The following is a 14,936-nucleotide window of genomic DNA, read 5'->3' on the forward strand; positions in this document are numbered from 1 at the left end:
AACATGGTGGCCGCCAAGGAAAGTGCTAAGAAACAGTTAGGAAATATGCGGGTAGTGGACGCGGTCGTCGTCGGACAACTCGGTGATGCGGAGTTCGCCCGCTCCCCCGCAGATCGGGCACACTCGTGACCCCTGGCAGGAGCGGCAGCGGTGGCGGCCGGTGGCGGTGGGTGCCTTGGTCCAGCCGGTGCCGTGGCAGGTGGGGCACAGGCCCTGGCCGTCGCATTCGTAGCAGAGGACGGCGCCGACGCTGACGGTGTCCGGGGTGACGGACGGGGCGGACCGGGCGGGGGGTGGATCCGGGTGGTAGAGCTGGATGTTGGGGGTTTCACCCAGCAGGACGATGCCGCCGTAGCCGTCCTCGATGCGAGCTTGCAAACAGTAGCCCTCGCGATCGCCGCGGACGATGACGACGGTCGGGGCCTGCGGATCACGCTGGACTTGGACGGCCCAGCCTGCGGTGTGCAGCACCTGGGCAGCGCGGTCGGCGCGGGAAGGATCCGGTGGGCCGGACAGGTTGGCGACGGCCTCGAACCGGTGGCGGGGCGGATCGGCCCAGTCCACCTGGCTGGGATGCTTCGGGATAACCACATACGGTGCCGACCCGGGCACGAGCTGGGCACCGAACCAGCGCATCTGGCCGCGGAGGAACTCGGCGGAGCGGTCCAGCCACTCGCGCACGCCCTCGATCTCCGCCATTACCGTGCACCACCTTCGAGACTCGCCGTTGCCGGACGGTAACCGGCGGGCTTGTACACGATCACCATACGGTCGGTGGGCTGCGGCGGCGAGTACCTGGCCATGGCGTCCGGGTCGATCACATTGCTGGCGCCGGTGTCGATGGTGAACAGGTATTCGTCGCTGCCGTCGCCCTCGAACTCGGTGTGCTCGATCATCTCGAAGGCGGCCGCGACCGAGGGCCGCAGCACGCGGCTGATGGCGAGCATGAGCTTGTCGCCCTGGATATGCCCGCGGTCGCCGGGTTCGCCACCCTCCACCAGTTCCGACTTCATGTCCCACTGGATTTCGATGTGCGCGCCGGGCACCAGGGTGTGCGGCAATTGCTGGGCCAGGGCGTCGTAGTCGGCGTCGCCGTAGTGGGCGCTGACATTGTTGATGTAGTAGCGCGCCACGCCACCGTTGCCGCCGGCATTGAGCACCGCGCCGTGCAGCAGGAAGTCGGCCCACACCATGAGCGAACCCGGGCGGGTCAGCGGACCGGCGTCGAGGATGCCGAGGTTGCGGCGGCGCTGGCCGGCGTCGGCGTAATCCATGGGCAGTTCGGTTTGCAGGACGAGGCCGCGGCCGGAGGTGTCCTGTGCGGGCGTCAACTCGACCGCGAACCCACCGCGCCCGACACCCACGTCCACGGTGTGTCCGCCCTCGACCGCCGCGGGCACCGACGGGCGCGGCACGAACCGCACCGGATGGCTCTGCTGGGCGGGCAGCCGATACTGCGCGCGCGGACGCGAGAGCACGTCGACCGAGGACCGGCCGTTGGCCTCGTCATGGATCACCACGACGTATTCGATGTCCAGGCCGGCCACTTCGGCGCCGCGGTTGGCCCGGTCCATGGCGTGGAAGAAGTCGAGCATGGACATGGTCGCCCCGTGCGGGTTGGTGGCCAGGATCGGGAATTGCACCTGCCCGGTAGTCCGATCCAGCAGGCCGCCGACCCGGTCCGGCATCTGGGTGTAGGCGCGGGCCGCCTGCCGCATCCGCTCGAAATCGATGAACCGGTTGATCTGCTGCATGTAGCCCGGGGTGTTCTGCACCTCGGTGATCGCGGCCTCCAGCGCGGACCGCCGCCACTCCGGGGGCATCGGATCGTTGAAAGCGCGTTTGATCGGAGCCAGGGCGGCGACCAGGTCGTCGCCCGTGAACAGTTTCGCCGCTTCGAGCTGTTTGCGGATGGTGCTCACGTCACGGTTGGCGAAGATCGGCTCGAACAGGCGGCGGCACTGCTCCTCGCGCATCCGGGCATTGAGCGAAAGCCCTTCTGCCATCAGCACTTCGGAGGCGTGCTCACCGGTCAGGAAGCGGGCCAGCTGGCCGAGGTGGGTGAGCGCGGCCTCTTGGAACGCCGGGTCGGTCAGTGTCTTCCCGAAGACGGGCCGGAAGGCGACGGCGCCACCGTATTCCAGCCCGATTCGGCGCGAGAGCTCCGGATCGTGGGCGGCCAGCGCTGCCGCCGCCGGACCGACCGGGTCCGCGTCCATGCCCAGATGCGCGATCAGATCATCGAAATCGGCCCGGATCTCGGGGGTCAGCTTGCTGCGGGCGGGGTCGAAGATCGACTGGTCCAGCTGGGTGGCAAGCACTTTCAGCTCCGCGAAGCGCGGACCGGGGTGCTGGAATTCGGGGTCGGTCAGCTGCCGGATGCGGGTGAGCATGTGCGCGACGGCACGGGGCACGTCCCGGGTGCGCAGTTGGTCGGACAGGATGATGTCGAACGCGGCACCGCCGGGACGCAGCTGGAAGCTTCCGACTTCGCTCTCGAAACTGCTCTCGACCCGCACGTGCACCTGGCGGCCGTCGGGCAGTAGGAAGTGGCCGTCGCGGTGCCAGCCGGTCTCGACCGGCATGATCGCCCGGAGCATGTTCGCGATCGCCTGCCTGGCCAGTTGCGGGGTCAGCACGCCGTCGTCGACCATGCGGCCGTTGCCGTCGAAGTTGCCTATGCCCTCGATGATTTCGCTGTAGCCGCCGGGCAGGGCGGAGGTTCGCGGTTGCGCCGGCTCGAGGTATTCCGGCCCGTCGGTCTCCGCCTGGCCATCGAGATACTCCGCCCCCTCGACCTCCCGGCCCGGCACGACCGCTTCCGGCAGCGACGGGTCCTCACCCAGATACTCCGGCCCCTCGCCCTCCTGGACCGGCACGTGAGCTTCCGGCAGGGACGGATCGTCACCGAGATACTCCGGCCCCTCGGTGGTGGGCACGATCTGGGTCGGCGTCACCGGATTCTGCCCACCGAGACTCGATTCGCTCGCCTCGGCGGACGCCCCCGACATGTGCTGGTTCGTGGATACCTCGGACTCGGTGCTGCGCGGCCGCTCGATGCCGATCATGGTCGGCGCCTGGTCGAGCGGCTCCGTGACGGCGCGGCTCGTGTCGATCATGGTCGGCTCGTGCGGCACCGCAGGCGTGACCGACCGGGGCGGAGTGGGTGTGCCCGGTGTGGGAATCGCGGTGATCGTCTCGGCCCCCGCGACCAACCCGGCCACCTCGCCGACCCCGAGCTTGTGCGCGATCCGGGCCAGATAGGTGGCTACGGTGTGCTCGGAAATCTCCAGCGCCGCGGCGATTTCGGTGTTCGACCGCCCCGCGGTACGCAGCGTGTACACCTCAGTTTCCCGGGGGCTCAACGCGGTACGCCCCTCGCCGGACTGCGGCCGCAGGGCGAACTCGGCGTCCATGGGCAGGATGCCCGCCCGCAGCGCGGTTGCCACAATGCCCGCCCGGGCGCTGATGCCCAGCGCGCGGCCGATCCGGACCAGGTGGTTCTTCACCACGGACTCGGTGGTGTCCAGGGCCAGCCCGACCTCCTTGTTCGACCACCCGTCCGCGACCAGAGCCAGGACCTCGAGCTGGATGTCGTCCAGCGCGTCCGGGTGCAGCCCGCCCTCGAGCTTCATGTCGACAAGTGGATCCGAGAACGGCAGGATGCCGCTGCGCACGCCGATCGCCGCCATCGCGGCCCGATCGCCGGTGCCGAGCTTGATGGCGATGCTGTTCAGGTGGGTGTGCACCGTGTAGTCCGCGAGCGTCAACCGCTCCGCGATCTGCTTGTTGGTCAGGCCCGCCGCCACCAGGTCCAGCACTTCGACTTCCCGCGGGGTGAGATCGCGGTGGGTGATCAGCGCATCGGGGTGGGCCTCCGTATCGGCGGCGTGCTCGGTGCTCGGCAGCAGCGCCTTTCCCTTGGCGCCGTATGCGATTGCGGAGATCTTGCGGGACCCGGGCGTGACCGTGCCTGGCACGTGCTCGCGCCACGCGCCGTCGTCGACATTGGGATCGCTGACCATGACCTGGCCGTCCACCAGCCGCCACAGGGTCAGGTGCGCGACATTCATGCCGCCGATCGAGTACTCCTCGACCATCAGCATCGCGGTGGCCGGGTCGTCGGGGTCGGTCAGGCGCGCGGCGATCGCGTCCCGGGAATCGGCGGGTCGCATCCGGCCGTGCGCGTACTGCTCCTCGACCTCGAGCGCGGTCCGACCGGACAGTTTCGCCTCGGTGGGCACGGTGACATCCAGCCCGGCCGCGCGGCCGGTGCGCATGGTTTGCCGGACGCAGTCCTCGGCGGGCCGCGGATTCGGCAGCGGCGCACCGGCTTCGGGTAGGGCGAAGCCCGTCCCGCCATCCGAAGTGTCCGAGGCCGCGCGCGGGCCGGGTACCTGGCCGCTCGGTTCCGGACCGGTGGCCGGGGCACCCGGACGGCGGATTCGTTCGGCGAAACGCCGCAGGAAGCTCCGCTTCGCCGCCGGGCTCTCGGGTTCGGCTGAGCGGCCCTCGATCTCGGCCTGCGGTTCGACAGCCGCGGTGGGCGTGCTGTCGATCTCCGGCTTCGGGGTGTGCAGCTCGACGAGCGCGGCCGGGACGAGCGGCGCGATCCGGGCCGACCCGTCCAGCAGCAGCTGGGCGATACGCTCGGCCACCTCGTCGGGGCTGGTGCCGCTCATCCCCTGGAACCACCGGGACAGCACATCCGTGGGGTGACCGGCGTGATTCGGCGGCGCGACCCGCCAGCCACCTGCACCGTCGGCGTGCAACCGCAGCGTGAAGGACACCACTCCGATGGGCAGGTTCGTGTCGACGGATTTGCCTGCGGGCCGGTCGCTGAAATCCCGGATCGGGAGCGGGATCTGGCGGGTGACCATCCGGTGGCTGATCGCGGCCGGATGCGGCTCGGTGATCGACGGGTCCGCCTGCACCATCCGGAAGCCGACGTGCTCGAACCCGTGGGTCACTTCGGCATGGGCGGTACCCGCGGCGATGAAGGCATCCGGCCCGAGCAGCTCGAGCCATTGCCGGATATCGAGATCGAAGGTGAAGTCCGGATCCACCTCGCTGCGCAGCCGATAGCGCAGATAGTGATCCAGCAGCAGTGGCGCGACCTCGTCGTAGCGTGCCGCGCGGAACATGCCCTCGGCGTCGTCTTTCAGCATGTCCGCGACGACGACCTCGCCGTCGGATCCCAGTGTGACCGATAGGTATTCGAGTTCGTGCGATCCCCGCCACAGCACGCCGTCGAAGTCGGGCTGCTCCAGCTCGAGATCACGCAGCAGGTCGACGTGCTCGCCCGGTTCGGCGAGCACCAGCAACCGTGGCTTGTCGCTGCCCGGATGCGGCGGGAGCAGGGCGAGCCGATCCGCGAGCGGGCCCTCGTCGACAACCCGTTGCGCGCCCGGGTTTTCGGCCAGCACGCGGTCCAGCTCCAGGCCGAACACACCGGAGTCGAGACCGGGTGTCTCCGGCTCGGAGGCGGTGGCCGCTTCGATCGCGGCCTCCAGGGCGTCGAGCGCGGGCTGAGCGGCCGAGTCCTCCTCGATGTCCCACGGCAGTCGCCGGTTCAGGTCCTCGCTGGCGAAACGGGCGAGATCCAGCGCGATCTGGGCGTCCACCAGACCGGTCTCGGCCAGATAGGCGCGCACCGCCGCGAGCTGCTGCGCCGTGTCCTCGGCGGCCATGTAGGCCTGCTCGGCCGGGCCGAGCGGCACGAATGCGCCCTGGGCGCGCTGGATGAACAGCTCCCGGATCGCCTCGACGAAGCGGGCGGCGTACAGGTCCAGCATCGCGTCCGTAAGCTCCGCGGGCGCGACGGTTTCCGGTGCGGGCGTGTTCGCCGTCGGTGGAATGGCGTGTGCGCGATCCCATTCCGAACGGATGAAGGTTTCCAGGTCGACGCCGTCGACAACCGGGCCGAGCGCCGCCAGCTGCTCCCGAACGGTACGGGCCGCGAACCGGTAGGCCACCGCGTGCATCGCCGCCCGCGGCACTTGGTTGTCGTTGCGGAGGCCGTCGTACTTCGACTCCACCGAATAGGCGTTGCGCAGCAGGCTTTCGGCGCGGTCGTAGGCGGCATAGTAGGCCTTCACCAGCGGGCCGCCGGTGTAGCGGCTGTAGCCGTGCATTTCGCGGCGGTGGTGGAACCGGCGGGCCTCGGCCTCGGCGCGCAGGTCCAGCGTCGCCGTGACGTAGTTGTCGCGGCCCTCGGTCAGCAGGGCCATCGGGTCAGCACCCGAACGCGTCGCCTGCGCCAGGTGCGCCGCGACGACCAACTGCTCGGCATTGGAGACAGAGCCGCGGCCGAAGGGCAGCACCAGGGTGTTGGTGACGGCGTCGTAGCCCGATTCGCGAGTGAAGTTCTCGCGACCGGCGTCGATCGTTCCGATCTGGTCGAAGCCGAACCGGATCCGCACGCCAAGGCGCTCCAGGGTTCGCATGGCCCAGCGACCGGTCTCTGTCGACTGCAATTCAGCTCGGACGCTGGCCATTTCGCGGTTCGCCGTGCGCTCCAGCGACGGCAGCACGGCCCGGTCGGCGATCTCCAGATCGCGCGGGACCGCGGCCTCTCGGCGTGGGCGACCGTTGATGTCGTCCATGGCGCGGCCCACCGCCGCGGCGCGCGCGTGCGCTCGCTGCCACAGTTCGGTGAGCTCGACCAGCGCGCCCATCTGCTCCCGGCTGTGCGTGGGCCACATGCGGACCTCGGAACGCAGGAAGTGATCGGACATCACGTCGAGCACGTAGTGCAGTCGCGTCACCCGATCCGTGGTGTCGGGCATTGCGGCGACCTTGCTCGCGGTCATCGCGCGCACTTGGTCCTGGACCTGATCCCAGGCCGTCTCGAGCGCGTCGATCTCCCGTTGTAGCGCCGCGTCGATCCGCATCAGGCGCTGCCGCTCGCGCACCTGCCGCTCCGTCAGCTCGAGCCCGCGGCTCATGCCCTGGCGGCTCTCCCACTGGCTTTCGAGGGTTTCGCGCAGATCCGTCGCGGTGATGAACTCCGCGCTCTCCAGCAGAGCGTCGACCCCGGCCACCCGCCGGGCGCGGCTCGCCAGCGCGTCATCGGTGCCTGGGGCGACCTGCGCGCTGTCGTAGGCGGCGAAGTAGCGGGCGAACAGGGCCTGCTGGAACGCCAGGTCGGTTCGGTCGACGCCGAGCAGGTCGGTCCGCGCGAAACCGGCGGCCTGCACCTGTTGATCGAACTCGGCCCGCCAGGCGATCGCGGTGGCCTCCGCGCGCAGCCACGGCTCCACGAACGCGTCCTGGTCCATATCGCGGATCAGCATGGGTTCGGTTTCCACCGCGTCGGCCGCGACGGCCTGCATCCGGGCCGCGTGCGCGAGCACCTGCTCCGCCACGGCGATGAGGCCCCGGCCGGTGGTGTCGATGGTGATCCGGCGGATGCGGCCGTGGAAGTGATCACGATCGCCGAACTGGACGTGGGCTTCGGCATTGTGCAGGACCGCCATGGCCTCCTGGCCGATGGCGGTGCGGAACAGCAGTTCCCACACCGGGTGGGTGGCGTCACCGGGCAGGCCGAAGACCGTCGGACCCAGCAGCGGGTCGGGCGGCTGCGCAGCCAGCTCGATCCGCGTGGTCCGCGGCTCGTCGGCGAACGGGTCGTCCGGGTCCGGTTGCGCGCCAGCCTGATCCGATACGGTCGCGCCGATCAGCAGGTTGTCCTCCGGCAGCGGCGCGGTGCGATCGCCGACATTCTGGACGACCTGGCCGTTGCGCCAGACCACCGCGCGGGTCGCGGCGGTCTCCGCGAGGGAGCCGCCGGTCAGCTCGGCCAGCGAGACCCGATCGCCCGCGGCGGTCCGGAACCAGGCCAGCCCGTCGTCGTCCGGCTTGCCCTCGTAGGTGACGCGCTGTCCGTCGACCTCGAAAACGTTGTCGCCCAGGTACTTCACCGTGTACGCGTGCGCACCGATCCCGGTCTGCTGGTCGGCGGTGTGGCGCTGGTCGAACACCCACGCCATCGCACCCGGCCTCGCCTGGTGGATCAGGCCTTCGACGAGGTTCGCGTGCGCCTCGTGCGGCCCGGCGGTATCGAACCCTTCCGGCCGCGCCCCCCGCAGCAGCCCCCGCACATCCCGCCAGCGCCGCCCGGACGGACTCCGGGTTTCCGGATCCGGCAGCCCCGCGACATCACCCTGATCCGCGGCCACCCGCGCCAGCGACCGGTCGACGCAGTCGGCGATCGGCAGATCATCGGCCTCGGCCGGAACCAGCTGTGGTGCAACGGTATCCGGTTCACTGAACCCGTGCACACCATCGGAGAGCGGCCCGGCGTCCGTCACGGCCGGTAGCACCGCCGCGACCACGGCCGCCACGTCGAGCTTCCGGTTCAACCGGAGGACGGCCCGATACTGCCGCTGCTCGATCACATGCTCGGGCAGGGCGAGTGCGGCAGCGATATGGGCGGTCTTCTCCTTCAGAATGAAGCGCTGCTCGATCAGGGTCCAGTCGGCCTCGGAGAGGTGCCGCGCAGCCTGCCGCAAGGCGTCGGGGTCGGCGGCCAAGTCGCGCACCCGGCGCAATTCGGCGCTGTCGCGAGTCTGCGCGGGGATTCGCGCGTCCGGATCGGTCGCGAGCAGCTCGACCAGCTTGGCGATCGCCCGCGTGCGCACCTTGCTGGTCGCCTGCGGGGAGATGTCCAGTGCGGCCGCGATTTCGGTGCGCGACCAGCCCTCGAGGAACATCACGACGGCCGTGCGCTGCTGCGGGGTCAGCAGATCCATGCAGTCCAGGAAGTTTTCGTCGTCGGCCTGCCAGGCGGCCACGACCGTCGCGTCGGCGCCGGTGACCACAATCGCCCCGGACAGCTTCTTGACCATCCGTCCGACGGCCAAGACCTCCCGCTCGGCCAGCCGGTCCTCGCTGATGCCCAAGTCCGCAGCGGTATCGGCCGACGTCATGCCCTGCATGATGCGGCGTCGAATGATCTTGGCACCCTGGGTATCCAGCGACTGGACCGCGCTGCGCACCCCGGCGGGATCATCCCGCTGCATCTTTTCCAATGCCAGCAGGGCTTCGTCCGGCGACATCCACACCACCGCGGCCGGCTGGGCCAGCGCTTCGACCATCTGTCGAATCGCTTCCGCACGCAACACCTGCACCGCCGCCGCATCGACCGACAGATCGACCGCGATCGCCGCGGGCCGCAGCCCTTGCAGAGTCAGGTCGAGGCAGGTGCGCTGCTGTTCGGTGAGCGTGCCCAGGGCCCGGCGCCAGGCGCCGCCGCCCTTCTGCTGCGCCGCGACCACCACCGCCGCGTCCGCGAACAGTTCGGGGTCGGCGCGGCGATCCGCCCACACCGCCTCGAGGGCCGGGTGTCCAGTGGCCGCAATCGATTCCGCGAACCGGACCACCGCGCGCCGGACCTGCCCCGGGTCGACGCCGGCCGCCGCGGCGACCTCCGGCAGCGACGGCTGGCTGCGGAAGCGCAGCAGCAGCTCCCGCTGGTGCGCGTCGAGCCGACGGAAGCCGTCGTTCAGTTCCGCCTGGGTCGCCGTGGCGAGCGCCGCACCTTCCAGGCAGGTTGCCGGGCGGCCGCTGAACTGGGCGAACGCGCCTTGCAACCGCCGGTGCAACTGGAGCGCCGCGTTCTTGGTCGGCTGCGCCGCCGGACGTGGATCGTGTACGGCGCCGTTCCAGCCGCGAAGGCCCTTGGCGGCCTGCGCCATGTTCGCACCCGTGAGATTCGGCGCAGCAGTAGCACCGATCGCACCACCAACACCGGCACTATGCGCGGCATCCCAATCAACAGCCGCGGGCGTCCCCGAACCCGCGGGCTTCGGCGCAGCAGTAGCACCGATCGCACCACCGATCCCGGCCGCGTGCGCGGCATTCCAATCCAGCGCGCTGTCGCCCGTGCGGTGCGGTGCGGCCGTGGTGCGGGACAGGTCCAGGCTGATCGGAGCCACCTTGCCGGTGCCCGTGGCGAGGTTCTTGTGGTAGAAGACGGTGTGGTCGGCTACCGGGGCGAGGGTGGTGGGTGCGTTGGCCGCGGCGGGGTGGTTGGTGAGTACCTCGGCGACGGCGTGCAGGATGCGGGCCGACTCGGGGTTCGGCATCAGGGCGGCGAGGGCTCGCAGGCGTTGCGGGGCAACGATTTCGGCGAGTCGGTCCGCGTCGGATGCCTGGTCGAACGGTGCGCCGTGCGCGTCCCACAGCAGGTGTTCGTGCAGGGTCAGCTCCAGGACACCCGCGTGGTCGCCCTGGTTGGGCACCCGGACGGGCATCAGGATCTGCGCGTGCTCGCCCCGGGGCAACATCAGCTGGAAGGCCTGCCACAGGGTGCGCAGTTCGGCGTCCGCCGCGAGGGCCTGCGGGTGGGTCTGCCCCCAGTCGGTCAGCGTCGTGGCGACGATCTGGTTGACGCCCAACGGCGGCGCGAGCTCGACAATTCCGTGCGCGTTGTAGCCGCGTGCCATGAGCAGCCACTTGAGTGCGTAGGCGGCCTCGGCGTAGGCGGCGCGGGCAGGGCTCGGATCGACCGCCGGTTCGGCGGTCGCGGGTTCGAGCGTAGCTTCGGCGGTGTTGGGCACCAGGGCCGCGGTGAGAATCGCGTTGCCGCGCACCACGAATCGACCGTGCATCTCGGTCAGCGGCAGGCCGTCTCTACCGGTCGCCTTCACCATCAGCTGCACGTGGAACGTACCGGCCTCGATGTCGAAAGTGACCAGCGAGTCGTGGAAGACGTGGTTCAGGCGCAGACTCTGGTCACCGGTCGCGGTGTACCAGGCCTTGAAGATGCTCTCCTTGACCGAGAACAGCACCTTGTCCCAGGCCACGCCGCTGTCCGGCAGACAGTCCAATTGCTCCTGTACCCAGAGCAATTCCTCGACCCGGCCCGTGCCGTACATCAGCTCCCGAATTGACCGGTTGTCTTCGGCGTCGATGCCGACTGCCCGGAACTGCTCGGTGTCGGCCACCACCGCGGCGTAGTAGTTGAGCTGGGTGACCCGGTTGATCATCTTGTTGGTGAGGCTGCCGACCAGCCCCTCCGGGAACACCGGTTCGCCCAGCGGGCCGCGCGGAATCTCGACCTCCCCGTGGCCGCGCTCCGCCAGCGCACGCCGGGCGGCGGTGCGCGTATTCGCCTTCTCCCGCACCCAGAACGGCGTCGACGTCTCCTTCAGGAGGACGGCGGCCTCCCCCGGCAGCAGGGTCGCGGTCGGATCGTCGCCGACGATCTCGTAGGTGGACAGCTCAGGAAGCAGCTGACCAATGAGCGAACCCGGTGCCTGGCGGAGGCCGTCGACGACCCCATCCTGATTCACCTGGGCGTCGGCCGACTCGTAGGCGCGGTTCTTGCTGGCGTCGACACCGAGGTCGGCGTCGTCGAAGATGTCCTTCGGGGTGAGGCCGGGCAGGATATCGGTGACCCCGACGTGCAGGCCCATACCGCGGTAGGCCGCTTCGCCCGGGTGCTTCGGATGCTCGATCACGTCCAGGCCGTGCTCGGCGGTGTAGGCGGCGACCCGGGCTTGGATGTCGGCGAGGACGCCGGTCAGCGTCTGTTGGTCGATGCCGATGACGACGGCGGCGAGTTCGTCACCGCCGGTGCGCATCGGCACGACGGCGCCGCCGACCGCGTCGAGGGCGTAGCGGAAGGCCTCGGCGATGCCGCGGAAGTGCACGTTGGCGGCCTCGGCCCGGTTGTTCATCAGTGCGTTGAGGCCGCTGAGGTTGGCGATATCGGCGGACAGGAAGAACGCGGGCACGCCGGTTTCGGCGACGAACTGCTGGGCGCGCACCACCTCGGCGGTCTTCACGCCGGAGAGCCGGGCGTCGTAGAAGTCGGTGACCTCGTCCCGGCCGACCGGGCGGTACATCGCCTCGGCCACCAGCTCCGGGGTCAGCTCGCCCAGCGCACGCAGACCTTCGGCGAACGCGAAGCGGCGCAGTTCATCCGGTGACGGGTAGGCGGCGAGCGCGGGTAGGTTGCGGTTCAGTCCGCCGAGGGCGAGTCCTCGCGGCGGCGTTTCAGGTCCGCGCGCAGTTTCGCTTTGGCCGCTGCTCGCTTCTCCGCCAGCTCGCGTTCCAGTTCCTGGATCCGTCGCGCCCGCTGTTCCGGTGTCAGCCCGGTCAGCCCCAGTCGCTCGTCGCGGGTCTCCTGCGACATCGGTCCTCCCGTTCTTGCTGGCGTCGACGCCGAGGTCGGCGTCGTCGAAAATGTCTTTGGGTGTCAGGCCCGGCACGATCTCGGTGAACCCGACATGCAGGCCGACACCGCGATAGGCCGGGTCGCCCGGATGCTTCGGGTGCTCGATCTCGCTGAGCCCCTCCTGCCGAGCATAGGCAGTGACGCGCCGATTCACCTCGGCGATGATCTCGGTCAGGGTCTGCTCGTCGATGCCGAGCACGATCGCGCCGACCTCGTCACCGCCGGTGCGCATCGGGATCACCACGCCGCCGGAGTCCTCCAGCGCGGTACGGAACGCGGTGGCGATGCCGTGGTAGTAGACGTTCGCGGTCTCGGCCTGGTTGTTGCAGAACGCGTTGAGCCCGCTCAGGTTGGCCACATCCGCCGAGACGAAGAACGCGGGCACACCGGTATACGCGGCGAAGTTCTGCGCCCGCAACACCTCCGCCGTCTTCAGCCCGGACACCCGCGCGTCATAGAACTCGGTGACCGCGTCGCGTCCGACCCGCTCGTACAGAGCCTCGGCCACGGCCTCCGGCGAGGACAGATCGGTCTCGAACACCTTGCGCTCGAATTCGGCGCGGTGCACGTCGTCCGGGGACAGGTAGGACCGGGCCACCGCCTCCGAAGACAGGGTCGAACCCGACTCGGCAGCAACGATATTCGTAGTCGATTGGATATCGGAGTCGGGTTGCGGACCCATACCCGGCTGCCAATCGAGCTCGAGCAGTCTCCTGTAGAGGATTCTTTGCGCTACGGTCGCCGTGACGGGATCGAGCCGGACCGCGGCGTAAGCCTCGGCATAGGTTTCGTAGATACTCAGGGAGCCGTCTGCCCGGAAGCAGTACCCGGTGAGCTCGACTCGTAGCCATAGCCGGAAGAGCGTGGGGAAGTCCGGGCCATACAAGATATCCGGGCCGACCTTGCGCACCAACTGCTCGCGGCATGCCGCTTCCAAGTCGTCCCACGCTTGCTCCCAGTCTGCGTTGAGAGCCTCCACGGAGGCCGTGCGGCCGCCCGCGGCGTGCATCGCGTGTCCGAGCTCGTGGGTGATCACCGTCCGCACCGGCGAGTCGGCCGAACCGACCGAGAAACGATGCGCCACATTCCGTTCGACCCGCCGGCGGAGCAACCCCGGGTTGATGGCGTAGCGCTCGTTCAATACGAGAACCACTGCGGTGGGCCGCATCCCGGGAACCTCGGGCCCCACAAAGTGCGTGTGGGCGAGCACATGATCCCCGAGCGGGGCGATGTCGAGCGCGACGACGTCGAGCGCCGGGTTGGCGCGCAGCTCGTCGTGAACCGTCTGCAGGTATTCCCGGAAGGTGTCGATGCCGACATCGGGGATGGCCGCGCTCGGTGCGCAGACATCGGTTTCGGCCGTGAATGCGGTGGCCTGTGCCAGCGCCGCCCGGCGCTGCTCGGCGAACGCGGGATCGACGGGCGCGGAGGCGTCGTACGGAGTGCGGCGGTGCCATGCGGCGGCCTCGCGCTGTAGCAGTTCGAACAGCGCGCGCTGGCCGTCGGTGGCCGCTGTGCCCTCCGCCGCTTCGCGCTTGACGGCCTCGAACGAATCCGCCAGGGCCGCCGCAAGTTCGAGGGAACCGTCCCGCTGATCGAAGAGTGCCGCTCCGAACTGCTCGTGCAACCACTCTCCGAACGGTACGGTGCCCCGATAGTCGTTGGTATGCCGGTGCCGCAAGGCGTCCATCGCGTGAGCTTCGGCTCGCCACCGCCCGGCGTACACCATCGCTTGACCGAAGGCGAAGACCGTAGCCCAATACACTTCTCCTGGCGGGAGTTTCGGGCCCTTGGCGTACTTCCGGCGCAAGGTGATCCGTTTCGTGAACACCTGCTGATCGAGCCCGGGTTCGACCGCGAAGGGCGCGTCGAGGTCCTCGTCGCGCCATGAAATCGCGACCTGGCGCAGATCGATCTCCGGGTGCTCTGTGAGCATCTCGTGCACCGCCTGCACGAACTCCCGCGCCCGGTCCAGGTCGATATCGAGATCGGGGTCCAGGAACGGCAGGACCATCACGTCGGGGTGATGCTCCTGCAACGCCACCTCGAGGTCGAAGAGACTGTCGGCCTCACTGATATCCCATGTCAACGGGATAAGGTTGTCTGCATCGGCAAAGTCGGGTGCCGCGTCGAAGTCTGTTGGGGGCAGGACGGCGCCGAACCCGCGGAACCCACCCGCCAACAGTCCAGAGGGTTTCATAGCGTCCCCGATAGCACCCCCGACGGCCCCCACAATCCCGCCGAGGCCGAATCCTGGTGCCTTCGGCTGGTTCACGGGACCGTCCAGCGACTCCGGTCCCTCGACCATCGCGGAAGTTTCGGTCAGGGTCGAGGTCGACGGATCGGAGGGGTCGACGGCTTGGTCGCCGGTAGCTGGTTCGGGGGCGACCTCGTCGGTGTCGGCTTCCGGGGTTGCTGGCGTATCACCCTGCGGTGCAGTGGGATCGGTCGGTTCGGCCGGATCGGTGCCGGGGTCGGTGCCGGGATCCGGGTCGCTGTCGGCCATCGAGCGGATGAACCAGATCGACTTGCCGCGGCCGTTCGCGAGCGGCGCGTAGTCCCAGGCGTCGGTCTGAGTGTGCAGGATCTGGATTCCGCGACCGCGTTCGTCGTAGGCCGCGGCGTCCTGCTTCTCGGCTTCGGTCCGCTCGGGCGCCGGCGGTGCTTCGTTGTCGCCGGCTGCGGCGGCGGCCAGCGCGTCCAGATCCAGATTCGCGAAGGCATCCTCGTCCACGCCATCCAAGAACGCATC

Annotated in this window: 2 protein-coding genes; both read right to left on the reverse strand. The window is 69.4% G+C overall.

All coding sequences use genetic code 11. From position 1 onward, the window contains the following. Nucleotides 1–36: 36 nt before the first annotated feature. Nucleotides 37–699, reverse strand: a complete 663-nt coding sequence (locus NL1_RS01465; RefSeq protein WP_067833217.1) for a hypothetical protein — start codon at nucleotides 697–699, stop codon at nucleotides 37–39. Further along, complete coding sequence (locus NL1_RS01470) at nucleotides 699–14,918, reverse strand: LuxR C-terminal-related transcriptional regulator (RefSeq protein WP_067833220.1); 14,220 nt, start codon at nucleotides 14,916–14,918, stop codon at nucleotides 699–701. The genes NL1_RS01465 and NL1_RS01470 overlap by 1 nt, the downstream gene beginning before the upstream one ends. Nucleotides 14,919–14,936 lie beyond the last annotated feature (18 nt).

It is taken from the genome of Nocardia lijiangensis NBRC 108240 (assembly GCF_001613045.1).
In the GTDB taxonomy this organism is placed as follows: domain Bacteria; phylum Actinomycetota; class Actinomycetes; order Mycobacteriales; family Mycobacteriaceae; genus Nocardia; species Nocardia lijiangensis.

Bases quoted from the DNA above. Each gene is read 5' to 3' on its own strand.
- NL1_RS01465 (WP_067833217.1), bottom strand. From the start codon at position 699: ATGGCGGAGATCGAGGGCGTGCGCGAGTGGCTGGACCGCTCCGCCGAG.